At 71.9% G+C, this 18296-nt stretch carries 18 protein-coding genes; 8 read left to right on the top strand and 10 right to left on the bottom strand.

All coding sequences use genetic code 11. From position 1 onward, the window contains the following. Nucleotides 1–6 precede the first annotated feature (6 nt). Genes fabG through WFI16_RS18760 form a run of 7 tightly spaced genes read right to left on the bottom strand, consistent with a single transcriptional unit; the run spans nt 7 to nt 8255 of the window. Nucleotides 7–795, bottom strand: coding sequence for a 3-oxoacyl-ACP reductase FabG (gene fabG, locus WFI16_RS18790; protein ID WP_419899384.1), 789 nt, complete (start codon nt 793–795; stop codon nt 7–9). Nucleotides 796–805: 10 nt separating this feature from the next. Further along, nucleotides 806–1510 carry an ABC transporter ATP-binding protein gene (locus WFI16_RS18785; protein WP_419899383.1) on the bottom strand — a complete coding sequence of 235 codons (705 nt, stop codon included), beginning with the start codon at nt 1508–1510 and terminating at the stop codon, nt 806–808. Next, nucleotides 1494–3293 (bottom strand): branched-chain amino acid ABC transporter ATP-binding protein/permease, encoded by a 1800-nt coding sequence (locus WFI16_RS18780; protein ID WP_419899382.1) that lies wholly within the window; start codon nt 3291–3293, stop codon nt 1494–1496. The genes WFI16_RS18785 and WFI16_RS18780 overlap by 17 nt, the downstream gene beginning before the upstream one ends. A 5-nt stretch (nt 3294–3298) precedes the next feature. After that, on the bottom strand, nt 3299–4174 hold the full coding sequence (locus WFI16_RS18775; protein WP_419899381.1) for a branched-chain amino acid ABC transporter permease: 876 nt from the start codon (nt 4172–4174) through the stop codon (nt 3299–3301). 57 nt (nt 4175–4231) lie between these two features. Further along, nucleotides 4232–5452: an ABC transporter substrate-binding protein gene (locus WFI16_RS18770; RefSeq protein ID WP_419899380.1), complete on the bottom strand. Its 1221-nt coding sequence runs from the start codon at nt 5450–5452 to the stop codon at nt 4232–4234. Nucleotides 5453–5481: 29 nt separating this feature from the next. Next, a complete protein-coding gene (locus tag WFI16_RS18765) occupies nt 5482–6525 on the bottom strand; it encodes a zinc-dependent alcohol dehydrogenase (RefSeq protein ID WP_419899379.1) in 1044 nt (347 codons plus the stop codon). After that, nucleotides 6525–8255, bottom strand: coding sequence for an acetolactate synthase catalytic subunit (locus tag WFI16_RS18760; protein ID WP_419899378.1), 1731 nt, complete (start codon nt 8253–8255; stop codon nt 6525–6527). The genes WFI16_RS18765 and WFI16_RS18760 overlap by 1 nt, the downstream gene beginning before the upstream one ends. Nucleotides 8256–8335: 80 nt before the next feature. Here WFI16_RS18760 and WFI16_RS18755 point away from each other — a divergent pair, with 80 nt between their 5' ends. Then, nucleotides 8336–9028, top strand: coding sequence for a GntR family transcriptional regulator (locus WFI16_RS18755; protein WP_419899377.1), 693 nt, complete (start codon nt 8336–8338; stop codon nt 9026–9028). A gap of 161 nt (nt 9029–9189) precedes the next feature. Here WFI16_RS18755 and WFI16_RS18750 read toward each other — a convergent pair whose 3' ends face one another. Continuing rightward, complete coding sequence (locus WFI16_RS18750) at nt 9190–9501, bottom strand: HU family DNA-binding protein (RefSeq protein WP_419899376.1); 312 nt, start codon at nt 9499–9501, stop codon at nt 9190–9192. 145 nt (nt 9502–9646) lie between these two features. Here WFI16_RS18750 and WFI16_RS18745 point away from each other — a divergent pair, with 145 nt between their 5' ends. The 3 genes from WFI16_RS18745 to WFI16_RS18735 all read left to right on the top strand — a co-directional run bounded on the left by WFI16_RS18745 (nt 9647) and on the right by WFI16_RS18735 (nt 13334). After that, a complete protein-coding gene (locus WFI16_RS18745) occupies nt 9647–11308 on the top strand; it encodes a dihydroxyacetone kinase family protein (protein ID WP_419899375.1) in 1662 nt (553 codons plus the stop codon). Nucleotides 11309–11418: 110 nt separating this feature from the next. Then, a complete protein-coding gene (locus tag WFI16_RS18740; RefSeq protein WP_419899374.1) occupies nt 11419–12102 on the top strand; it encodes a PRC-barrel domain-containing protein in 684 nt (227 codons plus the stop codon). 11 nt (nt 12103–12113) lie between these two features. After that, a complete protein-coding gene (locus tag WFI16_RS18735; RefSeq protein WP_419899373.1) occupies nt 12114–13334 on the top strand; it encodes an MFS transporter in 1221 nt (406 codons plus the stop codon). Between the two features lie 102 nt (nt 13335–13436). On the opposite strand, the gene WFI16_RS18730 is transcribed toward WFI16_RS18735, so the two are convergent. After that, nucleotides 13437–13712, bottom strand: a complete 276-nt coding sequence (locus tag WFI16_RS18730; protein WP_419899372.1) for a hypothetical protein — start codon at nt 13710–13712, stop codon at nt 13437–13439. A 375-nt stretch (nt 13713–14087) separates the two neighbouring features. Here WFI16_RS18730 and WFI16_RS18725 point away from each other — a divergent pair, with 375 nt between their 5' ends. From WFI16_RS18725 to WFI16_RS18710, 4 genes are all read left to right on the top strand, one after another. Next, entirely contained in the window at nt 14088–14321 is a 234-nt protein-coding gene (locus WFI16_RS18725; protein ID WP_419899371.1) for a hypothetical protein, read from the top strand. Nucleotides 14322–14443: 122 nt separating this feature from the next. After that, nucleotides 14444–15412 carry a Bug family tripartite tricarboxylate transporter substrate binding protein gene (locus tag WFI16_RS18720; protein WP_419899370.1) on the top strand — a complete coding sequence of 323 codons (969 nt, stop codon included), beginning with the start codon at nt 14444–14446 and terminating at the stop codon, nt 15410–15412. A gap of 76 nt (nt 15413–15488) precedes the next feature. Continuing rightward, nucleotides 15489–15956, top strand: a complete 468-nt coding sequence (locus tag WFI16_RS18715) for a YybH family protein (protein WP_419899369.1) — start codon at nt 15489–15491, stop codon at nt 15954–15956. Nucleotides 15957–15995: 39 nt separating this feature from the next. After that, nucleotides 15996–17183: a trans-sulfuration enzyme family protein gene (locus WFI16_RS18710; protein ID WP_419899368.1), complete on the top strand. Its 1188-nt coding sequence runs from the start codon at nt 15996–15998 to the stop codon at nt 17181–17183. Nucleotides 17184–17303: 120 nt separating this feature from the next. Here WFI16_RS18710 and WFI16_RS18705 read toward each other — a convergent pair whose 3' ends face one another. Continuing rightward, nucleotides 17304–18263 carry an alpha/beta hydrolase gene (locus WFI16_RS18705; RefSeq protein WP_419899367.1) on the bottom strand — a complete coding sequence of 320 codons (960 nt, stop codon included), beginning with the start codon at nt 18261–18263 and terminating at the stop codon, nt 17304–17306. Nucleotides 18264–18296 lie beyond the last annotated feature (33 nt).

The following is an 18296-nucleotide window of genomic DNA, read 5'->3' as shown; positions in this document are numbered from 1 at the left end:
TCCGCCTCAGGTCATCATCATGCCGCCGGCGACGTCGACGACCTGGCCGGTGACGAAGGAAGCCTCCTCCGAGCTGAGGTAGAGCGCAAGGTCCGCGACCTCGTCCGCCCGCCCGAGCCGCCCGAGCGGCGTCGCCGCCACCTGCCCGGCATTGACCGCGTCCCCCACGCTGCGGATCAGCGGCGTGTCGATACGGCCCGGCGCGATGGCGTTGACGCGGATGCCGTAGCGGCCGAGCTCGCCTGCCAGATGCTTGGTCAGCCCGATCAGCGCCGCCTTGGTCGCCGCGTAATGCGCGCCGACCACGACCGAATAGGTGCGGCCGGCGACGGAGGACATGTTGACGATGGCGCCCTGGCCCGCCTCGCGCATGGCCGGCGTCAGCAGGCGGATGGCGTTGAAGCAGCCATTGAGGTTGACGGCGACGACCCGCTCCCATTCCTCCGGCGCCATCTCCCAGGCCTCATGCGCGCGGCCCTCATGCTTGGGCGAGATGCCGGCATTGTTGACCAGCACGTCGAAGCGGCCGCCCAGCGCTTCCTCCAGCTGGCTGACGGCGACCGAGAGCGCGGTGAAGTCGGCGACATCGGCGGCGGCGGCCGCCGCCCGGCCACCGGTGGCGGCGATCGCGGCGGCGGTGGCCGCGGCGCGCTCGGGATAGGCATCGAGCACGCCGACCGCGGCGCCGCGGCGGGCGAAGGCCTCGGCGATGGCGGCGCCGATGCCCTGGCCGGCGCCGGTGACGAGGACGAACCGCCCGGCATGGCTCGGCCGGGACTGCAGCGCTTGCGTCATGACGCCTCCTTCAGATGCCGAGATAGGCGCGGCGGACATGGTCGTCGCGCAGCAGCGCGGCGCCGCTGTCCTGCATCACGATCTCGCCGTTCTCCAGGACATAGCCGCGATCGGCGATGCTGAGCGTGCGGAACACGTTCTGCTCGACGAGCAGCACGGTGACGCCGGTGGCGACGATCTTCTCGACCACGTCGAAGACCTGGGAGACGATGATCGGCGCCAGGCCGAGCGAGGGTTCGTCGAACATCAGCAGCTTCGGCCGCGCCATCAGCCCGCGGGCGATGGCCACCATCTGCTGCTCGCCGCCGGAGAGCGAGCCGGCATGCTGCTCCAGCTTCTCGCGCACGCGGGGGAAGAGGTCCATCACCTCGTCCATCGTCGCCGCCATCCGGGCGCGCGCCTGCGGCGTATAGGCGCCCATGCGCAGATTGTCGCGCACCGACATGAAGGGGAAGAGCTGCCGCCCCTCCGGGATCAGCGTGATGCCGCGCGCCACCACCTCGTGCGGCGCCAGTTTTTCTATCCGTTCGCCCTCAAAGGTGATGGTCCCGGCAGTTGGGCGAACCAGGCCGGCGATGCTGCGGAGCGTCGTCGTCTTGCCGGCACCGTTGGCGCCGACGATGGTGACGACCTCGCCCTGCCGCACCTCCACCGTGATGCCGTGCAGGATGGTGGTGCGGCCATAGCCGGCCTGGACATTACTCAGCGTGAGCATGGGAAAAATCCTTCCCCAGATAGGCCTCGACCACCACCGGGTCGCGCACCACATCGGCCGGCAGGCCCTCGGCGATGACGCGGCCGGAATTCAGCACGACGACACGGTCGGACAGCGCCATGATCGCCTGCATCACATGCTCGATGGCGATGATGCTGACGCCGCTGTCGCGGATGCTCTCGACCAGCTGGATGGCGCGGCGGACATCGGTCTGGTTCAGCCCGGCCATCACCTCGTCCAGCAGCAGGATGCGCGGCTGCATCGCCATGACGCGGGCGATCTCCAGCCGCTTCAGCCCGCCGATGGTGAGGCTGCGCGCCTCGACGTCGCGCTGCGCCCAGAGGCCCATGCGCTGCGCCGTCTCCAGCGCCGCCTCGCGCGCCGCGGCGCGGCCGGGATGCCTGTGGAAGGCGCCGATCATGATGTTCTCCAGCACCGTCATGGCGGCGAAGGGCTGGACGATCTGGAAGGTGCGGCCGATGCCGGCCTGGGCATAGCCATGTGGCGTGCGCGGTGTGGCGAAGCTGCCGTCCGCCAGCCGCAGTTTGACCAATCCGCTGTCGGGCGCCAGGAAGCCGGAAAGCTGGTTGAACAGCGTCGTCTTGCCGGCGCCGTTCGGTCCGATGATGCCCAGCACCTCGCCCTGCCGCAGCGTCAGGCTGACATTCTGAGTCACCGCCAGCCCGCCGAATTTCTTTTCCAGATTCTCGGCGACGAGGAGGGGCTCGCCGATGGCGCGTGGCTCTGCCGGGCGCGGCGTTGCGGGGAGGGGGGCCGCCGCCTCGACATCCTGGCGCGGCGTGGCGGGGCGCCGCCGCAGCAGGCCCGCCAGACCGTCGGGAACAAACAGCACGATGAGCACCAGTACGGTGCCATAGACGAAGCCGTGCAGCCCGAGCGCCGAGGCGCCGAGCCAGCCGCGCGCCAGCTCGGTCAGCGGCACCACCAGCAGCGTCCCCAGCAGCGGGCCGATCACCGTGCCGATGCCGCCGATCAGCGCGAACATCGCGATCTGCACCGAGAAGGCCAGCGAGAACATCGCCTCCGGCTCGATGAAGGTCAGGTACATGCCGTGGAAGGTGCCGACCATCGAGGTCAGCGCCGCCGACAGCGCGACGGCGTAGAGCCGCATGCGCAGCGTGTCGATGCCGGCCGCGGCGGCGGCCGCCTCGCGCTCGCGCGTTGCCACCAGGTAGTAGCCGAAGCGCGCATGGCGGATCCAGGCGGTGATCCCCACCGTCAGCGTCAGCAGGCCGAGCGCGATCAGCAGCGAGGGCCAGCGCTCGAAGAAGATCATCCAGGCCCAGCCGGTCTGCAGCGGCACCATCAGCCCGACGGCACCGCCGGTGAAGCCGGTGAAATGCAGTGCCAGCAGCCGGATCACCTGCAGGAAGGCGATGGTGGCCAGCGCGAAGAAGGGCCCGCGCAGCCGGAAGCAGGGCAGGCCGATGGCGACGCCGACCATCGCCGAGATCGCCGCCCCGCCCAGCATGCCGAACCAGGGCGAGATGCCGAGCGGCACCAGCAGCCCCGCCGTATAGGCGCCGATGCCGTAGAAGATGGCATGGCCGAGCGAGAGCTGCCCGGCAAAGCCGCCAACGATGTTCCAGGCGGTGGCCAGCGCGCCGTAGAGGCAGATGGTGATGAAGACATGGAAGACGAAGTCGTCGCCGATGGCGTAGGGCACGGCGAAGAGCGCGATCAGCAGCGCGGCGATGCCCAGCGCGCCGGGATCGAGGCGGCGGCGCGGCGGCGTGGGCGCTTCGAGGGTCGTGTCGCTCATGCGCCTCACTCCGAGCCGCGGCCGAGACCGAACAGGCCGGTCGGGCGCAGCAGCAGGATCAGGATGAACAGGCCGAAGATCACCACCTCCTTCAGGTCGGGGGCGATGTAGTAGCCGCTCAGGCTGTCGACCAGGCCGATCAGCAGCGCGCCGATGAAGGCGCCGTGCAGGCTGCCCATGCCGCCGAGCACGACGACGACGAAGGCGGTGAGGACGAAATAGGTGCCGACGGTGGGCGAGGTCGGATAGACCGGCGCCACCAGCGCCGCGGCCAGCCCGACGCAGCCGGCGCCGATGCCGAAGGTCACCATGTAGATGCGGTTGACGTCGACGCCCATCAGCTGCGCCGCCGCCCGGTGCTGCGCGGTCGCGCGGATGGCGCGGCCGAGGAAGCTGCGCTCCATGAACAGGTGCAGCGCGGCGACCACGGCGATGCCGGCCAGGAACATCACCAGCTGGCCCAGGATGATGCGGAAGGGCCCGAAGGTGATCGGGTCGCGCACATGCGCCGCCGGCGTGGCGTAGAGGTCGGCGCCGAACAGCAGCAGGGCGAGGTTGATCAGCGCCGTGGACAGGCCGACGGTGGCAAAGATCTGCACATGCGCGTCGCGCGCCTCCAGCAGCGGCTGCAGGATGAAGCGCTGGACGGCGACGCCGATGACGAAGAGCACCAGCACCAGCGGCGGCGCCAGCACATAGGGGTGCAGGCCGAGCTTGGTGGTGCCGAGCCAGGTCAGGTACATGCCGGCCATCAGCAGCTCGCCATGCGCGAAGTTCACCAGCCGGATGATGCCGAAGATCAGGGTCAGGCCGACGCTGATGATGGCGAAGAGCCCGCCCAGCATCAGTCCGTTCAGCACCAGCTGCAGGAAGGTTTCCATCGATTTCCCCTCGGGCGCGCGGCGGCGGCGGGGGCGTGCCCCGCCGCCCGGGACGCGTCAGCGGCGCAGCCGCATCTCGGCGACGGCGGCGTTCGGCGGGAAGACGGTGACCAGGCGGCCGTCCTGCCACTGCATGCCCATCATCTTGGCGCGCTCGTTCTGCCCGTCGGGGCCGAACTTCACGCCCCAGCCCTCGGCGGTCTGGCCATCGGGCACGTCGACCGCGGCGACGGCGGCGCGGATGTCATCGGCCGAGAAGGACTTCGCGGCGGCGATGGCGTCGAGAAAGACCTTGGCGCCGACATAATTGCCGAGGCTGTGGCCCGAGCGCGGCTCCATGTTGTAGCGGGCGCGATAGGCGGCGACGAAGGCCTCAATGCCGGGCGCGGCGGCCGGGTTGATGGCGAACTGGGTGAAATCGATGTTCAGCGCGCCGTCGATGACATCCTGGCCCACCGCCTGCATGGTCTCGCGCAGGGAGTAGCCGCCGCCGCCGCCGATGATGGCGCGCGGGCGGAAATTGGCTTCCCGCGCCTGGCGGAAGAACAGCACCGTGTCGTTCTGGTACGACGTCTGCAGCACCACATCGACCCGCGCCGCCTGCAGCCGCAGGATCAGCGAGGACATGTCGACGATATTGGCCGGGTAGGGCAGGGTCTCGACCACGTTCAGCCCGTGCTCGCGGGCGAAGCCGGCCTGGAAGCGGCCGACGGTGGTGCCGTAGAGGCTGTCCTCATGGATGATGGCGATGCGCAGCGCCTTCGGCTCAACCGACAGGCCGGGGGCCACGGCATTGACCACCATCTCGATGGCGCGCGCCGCCATGTCGCGCGCCGTCGGATTGGTGCGGAACAGGTAGCGGAACTTGCGGTCGGTGATCGCGTCCGACACCGCGCCCATCTCGAAATAGGGGATGCGGGCCAGCTCGGCGACCTGGCTGGCCACCTGGCTGCGCGCCGAGGAATAGGTGCCGAAGATGGCGCGCACGCTGTTCACCGAGATCAGCCGCCGCGCCTCGGCCACCGCCTGGTTGTTGTCGACGGCGTCGCCGCGCACCAGCACGATCTTCTCGCCGCGGATGCCGCCCGCCGCGTTGCGCTCCTCGACGGCGAGCTCGAGGCCGCGCCAGCTCTCGTCGCCCAGCACGGCGAGCTCGCCGCTGAAGGGGAAGAGCGCGCCGAGGCGCAGCTCCGCCTGCGCGGCCGTTGCGGTCAGTCCGAAGCCAAGTCCAGCCAGAGCGCCGAGCATCAGCCGGCGGCCGCCTTTCCAGTCGATCATCCCACCCTCCCGTTGATTGCGCCGGCGCTTCAAGCGTCGCCTGGTCGCAGCAGTATCTTGATCGCGCCGCGCTGCCGCGCGGTCTCGAAGCCTTCCAGCGCCGCCGAGAGCGGCAGCTCGGCCGAGATCATCGGCGCCAGCTGGGCGCGATGCGCCGGATCGGCCAGCAGCGCCAGCACGCCCGGCCAGGCGGCGCGCACCGTGTCATGCGCCGCGCGCAGCTGCTGCTTGTTGCGGACGAATTCCGTGACCGGCAGCGGGAACGGCGCCGCATGGATGCCGGCGATGGTGAAGACGCCGCTGGAGCGCAGCACCGACAGCCCCTCGGCGATCGAGGCGGTGACGCCGGTCGCCTCGATCACCCGGTCGACCTTCTCGCCGAATGTCTGCTGCACCGCGGCGGCCAGGCTGATGCCCGAGAGGTCGACCAGGTCGCGCAAGCCCATGCGGGTGGCGCAGTCGAGCCGCAGCTTGTCGTTGTAGCCGGCCAGCAGCACACGGGCGCCGCGCTGCTGCGCCATCCAGGCGATGGCCAGGCCGATCGGGCCGGGGCCGAGCACCAGCACCGCCTCGCCGGGCTGCACGCCGGCCACCTCCACCGCGTTCCAGGCGATGCTCAGCGGCTCCGCCAGGGCGCCCAGCTCGATGGGCACGCCGTCGGGCAGCCTGAAGCAGTTCGCGGCCGGCGCCAGGACGACCGACGCAAAACCGCCATCGCAATGCAGGCCCAGGATGCGGCGGGCCTGGCAGTCCTGCGTGCGGCCTTCGCGGCAGGCGCGGCAGGTGCCGCAGCCGATGGTCGGCCAGGCGGTGACGGCATCGCCGACCGCGAATCCCGTCACGCCCTCGCCCAGCGCCGTGACCCGGCCTGCGAATTCATGGCCCAGCGTGAAGGGCATGTGGGGCGCCATGAATTCGTAGCCCGGCGTCCATTCATAGGCATGGATGTCGCTGCCGCAGATGCCGGCGGCGGCGATGCGGATGGCCAGCTCGCCCGGGGCAGGGGGGCCGGGCGGGGCCACCTCCTGCAGGGTCAGCCCCGGCGCCGGGGCCAGCTTGCGCAGCGCCAGCATCAGAAGGGCGAAGGATAGGTGTTGTCGTAGAAACTCACCGGCGGCCGCGCATCCGGGTCGGTGATGACATCGACCAGGCTCGGCCCCTTCTGCGCGAAGGCTTCTGCCAAGGCTTCCTGCAGCATCGCCGGATCGTCCACGCGCAGCCCGTGGCAGCCGCAGGCCTGGGCGATGACGGCATGGTCGACCGGCTGGAAGTAGCAGGCCTCGGTATGGGCGCCGAACAGCACGTCCTCGGCATGCTTCTGGTAGCCGAGGATCTGGTTGTTCAGCACGATCACCGGAATGTCGAGGCCGAGGCGCCGCGCCGTCTCCAGCTCGGCCCAGGTGTGCGCGAAGCCGCCGTCGCCGGCCAGGCAGACGACCTTCCTGTCGGGCGCGGCCATCTTCGCGCCGATGGCCAGCGGCAGGCCCCAGCCCAGCCCCGCCAGCCCGCGCGGCGTCAGGAAACGCTGCCCCGCCGCCCGTGCCGTCAGGTAGTTGGTGATCCAGATGGAAGAGTAGCTGGCATCGGCGACGACGATGGTGTTGGCGTCGATCATCTGGTCCAGCAGCTGCATCACCCGCTCCGGGCGGATCGGCGCGCGGTCGCTCTCGCGGATGCGCTGGGTGAAGCTCTTCCAGTCCTCGACGCCGGCGCGGATCTGGCCTTCGACCGCGGCGCGGGCCTGGGCGCGGCGCTCGACGCCCTCGGCCAGCATCGCCTCGCGCAGGGCAGCGAGCGTCAGCTTCGCATCGCCCATCAGCCGCAGCGCCTCGTAGTTGCGGCCGATCTCGGTGCCGTCGATGTCGATCTGGATGAAGCGCGCGTTGGGCGGATAGAGCTTCCAGCTGTCGGTGCCGTTCTGGTTGGCGCGGTTGCCGACCAGCAGCACGACATCGGCCTCGGTCACCAGCGGCCGCAGCGCCCGGCCGCGCGCGCCATCGCCCATGAAATAGCCGACCACGCCGAGCGAAAGGGCATGGGTCTCGTCGACGGTGCCCTTGCCCATCACCGTGGTGGCGACCGGCAGGTGGCAATCCTGCTGCAGGGCGGCGAGCTCGGCGCAGGCGCCGGAGGCATGCACGCCGCCGCCCGCGATCACCAGCGGCGCCCGGGCGCCCGCCAGCAGCCGCGCGGCCTCGCGGAGGCGGGACGGATCGGCCAGCGACCGGTCAAGCGGGAAATGGCCCAGCTCGGCCTTGCGGGTCTCGGCGGCGGCGGCGGTCTCGGTCAGCAGATCGGCCGGGACGATCAGCGCGACCGGGCCGGGCCGGCCGCTGCAGGCCTGGACGAAGGCCAGGTCGACCATCTCCTCGACGCGCGAGACATGGTCGATGCGCCGCGCCCACTTCGTGCAGCCATCGAACAGCCGCAGATGGTCCAGCTCCTGGAAGGCATTTTTTTCTGTTGTGTTGCGAGCGACGTCCTGGACCAGGGCGACGATGGGGATGGAGGCCTTCAGCGCCTCGGCCAGCGGCGGCACCAGCAGGGTGGCGGCCGGGCCGTTCTGCGCCGTCACCACGCCGACCTTGCCCGAGACCCGGGCATAGCCGTCGGCCATGGTGCCGCCGGCATTCTCGGCGCGGTAGGTGGCCTGGCGGATGCCGGCCTGGGGGGCGGCCAGGAAGAAGGCGCTGGGGATGCTCTGGCCGAACACGGTGTCGACGCCATGCCGGCGGAAGGCATGGGCCAGGCGCAGGGCCACGGATTCGTTCACGCCCCCGCGGGCGTGCACGGCGCTGTCCATCACGTTTCCTTCCCTGGTCACGACGCTTGTTATGCGTCATTTGATATAACACTGCGGATCGAGGCCGGGGCCTGTCAACCATGAACGAAATGATCAAGGCGGCCGGCCTGCAGGAAAGCCCCGGACCGTTCCGCCGCCTGACCCGCGACAGCCTGAGCGAGCGCGCCTACCAGGAGGTGCGCACCGCCCTGATGCTCAGCCGGCTGGCGCCGGGCGAGAAACTGCTGCTGCGGCCGCTGGCGGCGCAGCTCGGCATCAGCGCGACGCCGGTGCGCGAGGCGCTGCTGCGGCTGGTCTCCGAGCAGGCGCTGCAGATCGACGAGCGCGGCACGGTGATCGTGCCGCGCATCGACCGCGCCCGCTTCCTGGAGATCCGGGCCCTGCGCTGCGGGCTGGAGGGCCAGGCCGGCGAGGCCGCCGCGGCGCTGGCGACGGAGGCCGATATCGCGGCGCTCGCCGGCCTGCATGCCCGGCTGGTGGCGGCGGAACGGCAGCGCGATTTCGCCACGGCCCTGCAGACCAACGAGGCCTTCCATTTCGGCCTGTGCCGGCTGGCCGGCATGCCGGTGCTGCTGGGCCTGCTGGAGATCCTCTGGATGCAATGCGGCCCGCTGCTCAGCCATCTCTATGCCGGCGGGCCGGAGAACCCGCCGCGGCACGGCCATCTGGAGGCGCTGGAGGGGCTGCGCCGGCGCGACGGCGCCCTGGTGCGGGCCGCCATCATCCGCGACATCGAGGAAGGCGGCCGGCCGCTGCTCGATTTCCTGCCCTGAGAATCAAAAGCCGAGGCGGCGTCTCAAAAGCCGCAGCCGGCGGCAGCGTCCCTGCCGGCGTCACCGGGGAGCCAGCGGGCAGCAGAAAGCCCGGGGAATCACCGATCCCCCGGGCTTGGTCAGCGCAGATGCCGATCGCCGCCCTTCCGGGCAGCGGAAAATCAGGCCTTGGCGGCCTTGCGCTTGTTCTTCTTCAGCGCGGCATGGGCCGCTTCCTTCAGCGCCGGCGACGGCTTGAAGCGCACCGTGGCGCCGGCCTTGACCGCCACCTTCTCGCCGGTGCGCGGGTTCATCGCCTGGCGCTTCGGCGTGTCGCGCACGATGAAGGCCCCGAAATCGGGGATGGTGAAGCGGCCGGTCTTCACGATCTCGGCCTTGATCGCCTCGATGATATCGCCGGCCAGCGCATTCGCGCCGACGCCGGTGATCTCGATCGAATTCTGGATGGTGTCAGCCAGGAACTTCTTCGACATGATCTTGCCTTTCGCGCAATGCCCCACCCAAAGCACAGGCGGCGGCAAGAGTGAAGTCCTGTTTATGCCTGCGATCAGCAGAAAGCGTCTTGATGTGACCGGAGGGCACCGCCACCCTCGCGCGGCTGGAGGGGAGACGCCCGCAATGAAAAAGCTGATCAACGACCCGCGCGCCGTGGTGCGGCAGATGCTGGAGGGGCTGGTGGCCCTGGCCCCCGGCCAGGCGCTGCTGGCGGCCGAGGATGTGGTGCTGCGCCGCGACCCCGGCCCCGCCGCCACCCGCCGCGTCGCCGTGCTCTCCGGCGGCGGGGCCGGGCACGAGCCCGCCCATGCCGGCTATGTCGGGCCCGGCCTGCTGGCCGGGGCGATCACCGGCGACGTCTTCACCTCGCCCTCCACCGATGCGGTGCTGGCCGGCATCCGCGCCGCCGCCGGCCCGGCGGGCGCGCTGCTGGTGGTGAAGAACTACACCGGCGACCGGTTGAATTTCGGCCTGGCCGCCGAACTGGCCCGCGGCGAGGGCATCCCGGTCGAGATCGTCGTGGTGGCCGATGACGTGGCGCTGCGCGACACCGTGCCGCCCGAGAAGCGGCGCGGCATCGCCGGCACGGTGCTGGTGCACAAGGTGGCCGGCGCCGCCGCCGAGGCCGGCCTGCCGCTGGCGGAGGTGGCCGCCGCGGCGCGCGCCGCCGCCGCCGCGCTGGGCTCGATGGGCGTGGCGCTGGGCGCCTGCACGGTGCCCGCCGCCGGGCGCCCCGGCTTCACGCTGGGCGAGGCGGAAATCGAGCTGGGCCTCGGCATCCATGGCGAGCAGGGGGTGCAGCGGGTCGGGCTGGCCCCGGCGGATGCCCTGGTCGCGCGGATCCTGGAGACCATCAGCGCCGACCTCCGCCTGCAATCCGGCGCCCGCGTCGCCCTGCTGGTCAACGGGCTGGGCGGCACGCCGCCGATGGAGCTGGCCATCGTCGCCCGCGCCGCGCTGGCCTGGCTGCGCGGCCAGGGCATCGAGGTGCTGCGCGCCTGGTCCGGCAACTACCTGACCGCCATCGAGATGCCGGGCATGTCGCTCTCGGTCATGGCGCTGGACGAGGCCCGGCTGGCCTTCCTCGATGCCCCAGCCAGCGCGCCGGCCTGGAGCGGCGATGGCCGCATCCCGGAGGCGCCGGCCATCATCCCCGCGCCGGTGGTGGCCGGGGAGGCCGCCGCGGCGCCCGGGCCGCTGGCGCCGGCGATGCGGCGCCTCGTGCTGGCGGTCTGCGCCGCGCTCGAGCAGGCCGAGCAGGAGCTCACCGCGCTGGATAGCGCCGCCGGCGACGGCGATCTCGGCATCAGCATGCAGCGCGGCGCCGCCGCCCTGCGCGCCCTGCCCGACGGCGCCTATGCCAGCCCGGCCAGCCTGCTGGAGGCCATGGGGCAGGCGCTGCGCCGCGCCATTGGCGGCAGCTCCGGCCCCTTCTATGCGGTGGGCCTGCTGCGCGCCGCCCGGCGGCTGGACGGCGTCTCCCGCCCGACGGCCGCGCAGCTGGCGGAGGCTTTCGCCGACGCCGTCGCCGCGATCGGCGAGCTCGGCGGCGCGCGGGCGGGCGAGCGCACCATGCTGGACGCGCTGCTGCCGGCGGCCGAGGCGCTGACGGCGGGGCAGGGCCTGCCCCAGGCCCTGGCCGCCGCCGAGGCCGGGCTGCAGGCGACCGCCGGCATGCGCCCGCGCCAGGGCCGCGCCGCCTATCTGGGTGAGCGGGCCGTCGGCACGCCCGATGCCGGCGCCGCCGCCGTGGTGGTCTGGCTGCGCGCCCTGGCCACGGCCTGACGCTGCCGCGCCGGGGAGATCGTTCCCCGGCGCGATCTTTTCTCAACCCGGCCCGCCCCCGCGCCGTTAGAGGCGCGGATGGCAATGGCCATTCCCCCGTGGAGAGGCGCATGCACCGCCATGTCACCTGGCGGCCGGCCCTGCTGGCCCTGACGATCACCATGGCCGCCACGCCGCTGGCGGCGCAGGAGGCGCGCGCCCCCGAGGCGGCGCGCGAGACCCTGGCAAAAGGCAGCGTCTTCCGCGTGCTGGGCCAGGAGGTGCGCGGCGTCACCAACATCGTGGTCGCCCAGGTGGTGAACGTGCTGGTGGATGCGCAGGGCGAGCCGCGCGCGGCGGTGCTCGACTATGGCGGCTTCCTGGGCGTCGGCAAGCGGCGCATCGCCGTCGGCTGGCAGGCGCTGAGCTTCGGCCCCGAGGGGATCCGGCTGTCGATCAGCCGCGACCAGATGAAGAATTTCCCGGACTACAAGGAAGGCGAGGAGGTGGTGATGGCGCTGCCCCCGCACGGTCCCGAGGCCGCTTCCGGGGCCTCGCCCGCCGAGGCGCCGCCGGCGGAGGCCGCGCCGGCCGCCGAGCCGCCGGCGGAAGCCCCCGCCGCCCCGCCGCCGGCCGAGGCGCCGGCCCAGATGCCCCCCCATACGCCCACGCCCGCGCCCGCGCCGGCACCCACCCCGCCGCCCGCCGAACAGCCGCCGGCCGCCCCGGCCCCCACGCCGGCCCCCGCGCCGGCGCCCGCTCCGGTGCCGGCACCGGCCCCCTCTGGCGCCGCGGCGCCCCGCCCGGTGCCCTGAAGGATGCGGGCATGACGGCGGGCCGCAGCCGGCGCAGCCTCGACTGGCTGAACTTCTTCGTCGCCGACGTGCAGACGGGGTTCGGCCCCTTCGTGGCCGTCTACCTGACCACCCAGGCCTGGACCGAGGTGGAGATCGGCTTCGCCCTCAGCCTGGGCACGCTGACCGCGATGATCAGCCAGCTGCCCGCCGGCGCGCTGGTCGATGCGCTGCGCAACAAGCGGCTGGCGGCGATGCTGGCCCTGCTGGCGATCGCGGTGTCGGCGGTGCTGCTGGCGGCGCTGCCCTTCACCCTGCCGGTGCTGATCTCGGAGGTGCTGCACGGCTTCGCCAGCTGCGTGCTCACCCCCTCGATCGCGGCGATCAGCCTGGCGCTGGTCGGCCGCGCCGCGCTGGGCGAGCGGCTGGGGCGCAATTCGCGCTACCAGGCGCTGGGTGGCGCGGTGGCCGCCGGCGTCATGGGGCTGGTCGGCACCTATGTGGCGCCGGCCGCCGTCTTCTGGCTGACCGCCGCCCTGACCGTGCCCAGCCTGCTCTGCCTGGCGATGATCCGCGGCGAGGACCTGACCCAGCGGGCGGTGCCGCTGGCGGCCAGGGGCGAGGGCGGCGGGCGGGTCATGGACCTGCTGCGGCAGCCCGGCATCCTGGTCTTCGCCGGCTGCTGCCTGCTGTTCACCCTGTCGAACGCGGCGATGCTGCCGCTGGCGGCCTCGATGGTGACCCGGCAGACCGGCGACGAGGCCAACCTGATCATCGCCGCCTGCCTGGTGGTGCCGCAGCTGGTGGTGGCGGGGCTGGCGCCGCGCTTCGGCCGCCTGGCCGAGACCCGCGGCCGCCGGCTCGTGCTGATGATCGGCTTCGCCATGCTGCCGCTGCGCGGGGTGCTGCTGGCGGTGGTCGGGCATCCGCTGGGGCTGGTGGTGGTGCAGGCGCTGGACGGGGTCAGCGCCGCGACGCTGGGCGTCATGCTGCCGCTGATCGCCGCCGACCTGACCCGCGGCAGCAACCGCTTCAATCTCTGCATGGGGATCTTCGGGCTGGCGGTGGGGCTGGGCGGCACCTTCAGCACCAGCCTGGCCGGCCTGGTCGCCGGCTGGCTGGGGGCGGGGGTGGCCTTCGGCATGCTGGGCGGCATCGGCCTGGCCTGCCTGCTGCTGGCCTGGGCCGCCATGCCGGAGACCCGCGCGCCGGCGCCGCAGCTCGCCGGCGGCGAGGCCGCCGCCCGGGCCTGAAGCCGCCTGGGCCTGACGCCGCGGGGGCCTGAAGCCGCGCGGGCCTGAAAAAGCCCGGCTCCTTGCGGGGCCGGGCCGGTTGGGCGCTGCCTGGAGCGGCGCTTATTCCTTCTGGTTCTTCATCAGGTTGCCGAGCTCGCCCGGACCGGTGGTCTTGCTGCCGGGGCGGGTGGTGTCGGGGTCGCGCGTCGAATGGCCGGTCAGCATCCCGGTCCATTCGCCGATATGCAGGCCGGAATGCAGGCCGCGATCGTCGACCGCCGGGTTGCCGGGCTTGCCGGCGGGCTGGCCCGGGGTCTTGCCAGCAGCCGGGGTCGCGGCCTGGTCTGCCCCGGTCCCCTCGGCCGGGGCGGCGCCGGGATGGCGTTGATCGGTCATCGCACTGTCTCCTTCAGTCGGGGCTGACAAGGCAACGGGGGCCGGCGCCTGCGGTTGCGCTGGCGCTATTCCACGCCCCATCATGGGTTAATATGTATAAAAAATCGTAAAATACTTGATTGCACGCTTTTGATGTGGTGAAAGGGGCGCGTTCCGGGCGGATGGGCCGCCCCGCGGAGATTTGAGATGCAGCTTGCACCGCGTCACGAAAAGCTAAAGCGCCTTGTCCTCCTCTCCGATCGGTCTGCCGGCATGCCCGGCGGCGCGGCGATGCCCGGCTGTCGCTGTCGGCGCTGACGCCTGCCGCCCGCCTGTCCTGACAGCTTCCCCGGTTCCGAGGGTCCGGCGCGCCGCGCCAGGGCCAGGAGAGAGAACATGATCGCTTCCCGTCCCGTCGATATCGGCGGCCGCTTCGTCGGCGTCGCCGTCTCCAGCCATGGCGGCTGGCGCTTCAAGGCGGTCGATCCCGTGGTCGACGACATCGACGGCGCCCGCTTCGACAGTCCCGCCGAGGCCGCCCGCGTCGCCCGCCTGGTGGTGCAGCGCGCCCAGGACTGGCAGCCGCAGCATGGGCAGCCACCGCATGGGCAGCCGGCCCGCCGCGGCTGACGCGCCGGGCGGCATGCCGCCCGGAACCCTCGTTTCCCTTTGCCGGAGCTTCGCCGGGCGCCGCATGATCGCTGTGCTGCCCGGCGGGGTTTCCGCCGCTTCCGATTCTCCGAGGAATTTCCATGCATCGCAGAGAGCTGCTGGCCGCCGGTGCCGCCGCGTCGCTGCTGGCCCGCCCGGCCATCGCGCAGAATCCCTGGCCGAACCGGCCGATCCGCATGGTCGTGCCCTATACGCCGGGCGCCGCGACGGATGCCATGGCGCGGCTGGCGGCCCTGAAGCTGCAGGAGCAGCTGGGCGTCACCGTGGTGGTGGAGAACCGCACCGGCGGCAGCGGCACGGTGGGCGGCCAGGCGGTGCTGCAGGCGCCGCCCGACGGCTATACCCTGATGGGCTCGGCCTCGATCCATCCGATGGCGCGGCATGTGATGAAGGTCGTGGGCTATGACCCGGTCGCCGATTTCCTGCCGATCGCCCGCACCGCGCGCGGCCCCTGCGTGCTGGTGCAGGATCCGCGCCTGCCGCAGCAGACGCTCGCCGAGGTGATCGCGGCGGCGAAGGCGGAGCCGAAGCGCTGGTCTTTCGCCACCTCCTCGCTGGGCGCCGCCGGGCATCTCGCCTCGATCGAGTTCAACCGCCAGGCCGGCACCGAGATCGAGATCGTGCCCTATCGTGGCTCGGCCCCGGCGCTGACCGATGTCGCGGCCGGCAATGTGCAGCTGATGTTCGATCCGGTGCTGGCCACCCTGCCGATGATCCGTGGCGGCCAGCTGCGGGGCTTGGGCATCGCGACGCCGGCCCGCACCGGGCTCGCCGCCGAGTTGCCGACGCTCTCCGAGAACGGGCTGCCGGGCTTCACCTTCTATTCCTGGTACGGCGTCTGGGCGCATCGCGGCATCCCGGCCGAGATCGCCACCCGTCTCAACGCCGCCCTGGTCAAGGGCCTGCACGAGCCAGAGACGGTGCAGCGCCTGGCCGGCCAGGGCTTCGAGCCGGTGCGCGAGAGCATCCCGGAGATCGAGCGCGCCATCGCCGCCGAGGTCGAGCAGAATGCCGCGCTGCTGCGGCTCGCGAAGTTCGAACCGCAATAGCCATGGCGGCCGCGCCCGTCTTCCGCTTCGCCGCCGGCTGGCGCAGGCTGGCGGTTCTTCCGACCGAGGATCTTCCATGACCGTCAAGGCCACCGCGCCCGTCGACCCCGCCGATCACACCCGCATCCAGGACTGGTTCCGCGAGCTGTCCGAGCATGTCCAGGCGGTCGATTTCGCCGCCGCCCGGCATCTCTTCTCCGACGACTTCCTGGCCTTCGGCACCTTCTCCGACTTCGTCTATGGCCAGGCGCCGGCCGAGCAGAACCAGTGGCGCAAGGTCTGGCCGACCATCGACGGCTTCACCTGGCGCCTCGACGACGTGAAGTCGATCGTCTCGCCCGACCGGCTTTTCGCCGTCGGCCTGGGCATCTGGGATTCGACGGGCTATCAGCCGGATGGCATGCCGTTCGACCGCAAGGGACGCGCCACCGTCTCCTTCGGCCGTGACGCGGTGGACCAGCCCTGGGTGGCGACGCACACGCATATGTCGCTGTTCCGCGGCACGCCGGATGTCTCGCACGGCAACAAGCCGTCGCGCAGCTGAGCGGAGGGGCGCTGACCTCTCCGCCGAGAGGAGGGAAGATTGCGCCCCGCCACCCTGGCACTCCATGCCGCCGAGCCGGCGCGCGCCATCGGCGCGCCGGTGACGCCGCCTCTGGTCACCGCGACCAGCTTCCACACCGATCCCGACGCCATCGGCTTCTCGGCCAATGACCTCGGTGCCGATGCGCCGATGTTCTACACGCGCTGGGGCAATCCGACCGTCGCCCTGCTGGAGCAGCGCCTGGCCGCCCTCGAAGGCGCCGAGGCGGCGCTGGGCTTCGCCAGCGGCATGGCCGCCACCGCCGGGCTGTTCCTGCACCGCCTGGCGCCCGGCAGCCACCTGCTGCTGAGCGATGTCTGCTACGCCGGCGTCGCCGAATTCGCGCTGGAGACGCTGGCCCGCTACGGCGTCGCCGTCAGCAGCGTCGACATGTCCGACCTGGCCGCCGTCGCCGGCGCGATCCGCCCCGGGACGCGGCTGCTGCATGTCGAGACCCCCGCCAATCCGATCCTGAAGCTCGCCGATATTGCGGCACTCGCCGCCATTGCCCATGAAGCCGGCGCGGAACTGTCGGTCGACTCCACCCTGGCGACGCCGGTGGCGACGCAGCCGATCGCGCTTGGGGCCGACTGGGTGATCCACTCCCTGACCAAATATGCCTGCGGCCATGGCGATGCGCTGGGCGGCGCGGTGATCGGCCGCGCGGCCCCGATCGCCGCCCTGCGCAAGGAGGCGGTGATCCATCTCGGTGGCGCCATCAGCCCCTTCGCCGCCTGGCTGATCCTGCGCGGCCTGGAGACGCTGCCCGCCCGCATGGCGCTGCACGAGCGCAATGCCCGCAGCGTCGCCGATTTCCTGTCGGCGCATCCGCGCATCCGCCGCGTCTATTGGCCCGGGCTGGAAAGCCACCCGCAGCACGCGCTGGCGAAGCGCCAGATGGCCAATTTCTCCGGCATGGTCAGCTTCAGCGCCGATGACGACAAGAACCTCGCCCGCCGCCTGGCCGAGCGGCTGACGATCTGGAGCTACGCGGTGTCGCTGGGCAAGGCGCAGAGCCTGCTGTTCCACATCCCCGCCGATGACGTGGTGCGCGGCTCCTTCCGCCTGGAAGGCGCGGCCGCGGCGGCCTATCGCGACTGGACGGGGGACGGGACGTTCCGGCTGTCGGTGGGGTTGGAAGATCCGGCGGATCTGATCGAGGATCTGGAGCAGGCTATCAGGGACTGAAGAAGGTCGCGCTGCGCCTTGGCCGTGTCATGTCCCGTCGCCACCTGGACACGGCAGTCTGACAGAAAAAAGAAGGGGTCCAGGGGAATTCCTTCCCCTGGCCTTCACTCTGCCTTCTGCCTACCCGAAAGCTTTCTTCAGAGCCGCCACCACTTCCTCCCGCGCGTCATTGGCTTTCGACAGAAGCGCCGTCTGCCCGATGAAGCCATGCGGCACGCCTTCGTAGAGCGTGGTCGTGTGCGGCACCCCCGCGGCGTCGAGCTTCTTGTCGAGGGCCAGCGTGTCGTCCAGCAGCGGGTCCAGCGCGGCCGCCTGCAGCAGCAGTGGCGGCAGGCCGGCCAGCTGGGCGTACAGCGGCGCCACGCCCGGGTCGCTGCGCTGCGCGGCATCGGGGGCGTAATGCGACCAGAACCAGTCGAGCTTCGCCGTCGACAGGCCGAAGCGGCCGTCGCCGCGCTCGCGGTGCGAGGCGGTGTCGTGCTGGGCGGAAAGCATACCATAGACGATGACGCCGAGTGCCGGCAGGGGCTCGCCGGCGTCGCGCAGGCGGATCAGCGCGTTCAGCGCCAGGTTGCCGCCGGCCGAATCGCCGCCGACCGCCAGGCGCGTGCCGTCGATGCCCTGCGCCGCGCCGTGGTCGCGCAGCCAGCGGAGGGCCGCCAGCACCTGGTCGATGGCGGCGGGATAGGGGTGCTCGGGGGCGAGCGCATAATCCAGTCCGACGACGACGAGGCCGGCCTGGTCGGCGATCTCGCGCTTCCAGCGGTCCAGCGAGTCGATCCCGCCGATGGCGAAGCCGCCGCCATGGATGTGCAGATAGGCGGGCACGGCAGCCGCGCCGGCGCCGCGCGGACGGTAGAGGCGCAGGCGCAGCGGCGGGCTGGTGGTCTCCAGCACGGTTTCCGTCACCGAGGCCATCTCGGGGCCGCCGGCATTGAGGAAGGCCTGGAAGGCGCTGGCCTTCTCGCGCGCCTCGGCGATCGGCTGGGTCAGCACGTCGCCATTGGCGACGCCGGCCTCGCGGCAGCGCGCCTGGGCGGCGGTCACTTCGCTGTCGGGCAGCAGGGGGGCGAGGCTCATCGGGATCTCCCGCATCGGATCGGCATTGTCGTC

It is taken from the genome of Roseomonas sp. USHLN139 (assembly GCF_037145735.1).
Lineage (GTDB): Bacteria > Pseudomonadota > Alphaproteobacteria > Acetobacterales > Acetobacteraceae > Pseudoroseomonas.
This window is presented reverse-complemented; position numbering and strand designations above follow the sequence as displayed.

Excerpts from the sequence above, each read along its gene's own strand:
- WFI16_RS18785 (WP_419899383.1), bottom strand. The coding sequence starts at position 1,510 with ATGCTCACGCTGAGTAATGTCCAGGCCGGCTATGGCCGCACCACCATC.
- WFI16_RS18715 (WP_419899369.1), top strand. The coding sequence starts at position 15,489 with ATGACCGTCAAGGCCACCGCGCCCGTCGACCCCGCCGATCACACCCGC.
- WFI16_RS18780 (WP_419899382.1), bottom strand. The coding sequence starts at position 3,293 with ATGAGCGACACGACCCTCGAAGCGCCCACGCCGCCGCGCCGCCGCCTC.
- WFI16_RS18755 (WP_419899377.1), top strand. The coding sequence starts at position 8,336 with ATGAACGAAATGATCAAGGCGGCCGGCCTGCAGGAAAGCCCCGGACCG.
- WFI16_RS18705 (WP_419899367.1), bottom strand. The coding sequence starts at position 18,263 with ATGAGCCTCGCCCCCCTGCTGCCCGACAGCGAAGTGACCGCCGCCCAG.
- fabG (WP_419899384.1), bottom strand. The coding sequence starts at position 795 with ATGACGCAAGCGCTGCAGTCCCGGCCGAGCCATGCCGGGCGGTTCGTC.
- WFI16_RS18760 (WP_419899378.1), bottom strand. The coding sequence starts at position 8,255 with ATGGACAGCGCCGTGCACGCCCGCGGGGGCGTGAACGAATCCGTGGCC.
- WFI16_RS18720 (WP_419899370.1), top strand. The coding sequence starts at position 14,444 with ATGCATCGCAGAGAGCTGCTGGCCGCCGGTGCCGCCGCGTCGCTGCTG.
- WFI16_RS18725 (WP_419899371.1), top strand. The coding sequence starts at position 14,088 with ATGATCGCTTCCCGTCCCGTCGATATCGGCGGCCGCTTCGTCGGCGTC.
- WFI16_RS18730 (WP_419899372.1), bottom strand. The coding sequence starts at position 13,712 with ATGACCGATCAACGCCATCCCGGCGCCGCCCCGGCCGAGGGGACCGGG.
- WFI16_RS18745 (WP_419899375.1), top strand. The coding sequence starts at position 9,647 with ATGAAAAAGCTGATCAACGACCCGCGCGCCGTGGTGCGGCAGATGCTG.
- WFI16_RS18740 (WP_419899374.1), top strand. The coding sequence starts at position 11,419 with ATGCACCGCCATGTCACCTGGCGGCCGGCCCTGCTGGCCCTGACGATC.
- WFI16_RS18750 (WP_419899376.1), bottom strand. The coding sequence starts at position 9,501 with ATGTCGAAGAAGTTCCTGGCTGACACCATCCAGAATTCGATCGAGATC.
- WFI16_RS18770 (WP_419899380.1), bottom strand. The coding sequence starts at position 5,452 with ATGATCGACTGGAAAGGCGGCCGCCGGCTGATGCTCGGCGCTCTGGCT.
- WFI16_RS18735 (WP_419899373.1), top strand. The coding sequence starts at position 12,114 with ATGACGGCGGGCCGCAGCCGGCGCAGCCTCGACTGGCTGAACTTCTTC.
- WFI16_RS18775 (WP_419899381.1), bottom strand. The coding sequence starts at position 4,174 with ATGGAAACCTTCCTGCAGCTGGTGCTGAACGGACTGATGCTGGGCGGG.
- WFI16_RS18765 (WP_419899379.1), bottom strand. The coding sequence starts at position 6,525 with ATGCTGGCGCTGCGCAAGCTGGCCCCGGCGCCGGGGCTGACCCTGCAG.